The 1,040-nt window shown below is 52.1% G+C and carries 1 protein-coding gene; it reads right to left on the reverse strand.

Annotation, left to right across the window (positions count from 1 at the left end; genetic code table 11):
* Positions 1–1,040, reverse strand: a 1,040-nt coding sequence (tuf, locus tag Xets_RS14135) for an elongation factor Tu (protein WP_099134148.1), incomplete at both ends; no start/stop codon positions are given.

Genomic DNA, 1,040 nt, shown 5'->3' on the forward strand with positions numbered 1-1,040 from the left:
CCACCTTCACGGATTGCGAAACGCAGACCTTCGTCCATGGCGATTGGCGCAATCAGGTTAACTACCATGTTGATGTTGTCACCTGGCATTACCATCTCTACGCCTTCTGGCAGTTCGATAGTACCGGTTACGTCAGTAGTACGGAAGTAGAACTGTGGACGGTAACCTTTGAAGAATGGCGTATGACGGCCACCTTCATCTTTGCTCAGGATATACACTTCAGATTCGAACTGAGTGTGTGGGTGGATAGAACCTGGCTTCGCCAGAACCTGACCACGCTCAACGTCATCACGCTTAGTTCCACGCAGCAGAACACCCACGTTCTCACCCGCACGACCTTCGTCCAGCAGTTTGCGGAACATTTCAACGCCGGTACAAGTGGTTTTAGTGGTTTCTTTGATACCCACGATTTCAACTTCGTCACCGACTTTAACGATACCACGCTCTACACGACCGGTAACTACAGTACCACGGCCGGAGATGGAGAATACGTCTTCGATTGGCAGCAGGAATGGCTTGTCAATGTCACGCTCTGGTTCTGGGATGTAAGAATCCAGTGCTTCTGCCAGTTCGATCACTTTCGCTTCCCACTCTGCATCGCCTTCCAGCGCTTTCAGCGCAGAACCACGGATGATTGGGGTGTCGTCGCCTGGGAAATCGTACTGAGACAGCAGCTCACGTACTTCCATTTCCACCAGTTCCAGCAGCTCTTCATCATCAACCATGTCACATTTGTTCAGGAACACGATGATGTAAGGAACGCCTACCTGACGACCCAGCAGGATGTGCTCACGAGTCTGTGGCATTGGGCCATCAGTTGCCGCAACTACCAGGATCGCGCCGTCCATCTGAGCCGCACCGGTGATCATGTTTTTCACGTAGTCGGCGTGGCCTGGGCAGTCAACGTGTGCGTAGTGACGAGTTGGAGTATCGTACTCTACGTGAGAAGTAGAGATGGTGATACCACGTGCTTTTTCTTCTGGTGCGTTGTCGATCTGGTCGAATGCACGCGCGCTACCACCGTAAGTTTTTGCCAGAAC

Origin of the sequence: Xenorhabdus sp. TS4, from assembly GCF_014467265.1 — a bacterium.
GTDB lineage: Bacteria > Pseudomonadota > Gammaproteobacteria > Enterobacterales > Enterobacteriaceae > Xenorhabdus > Xenorhabdus ehlersii.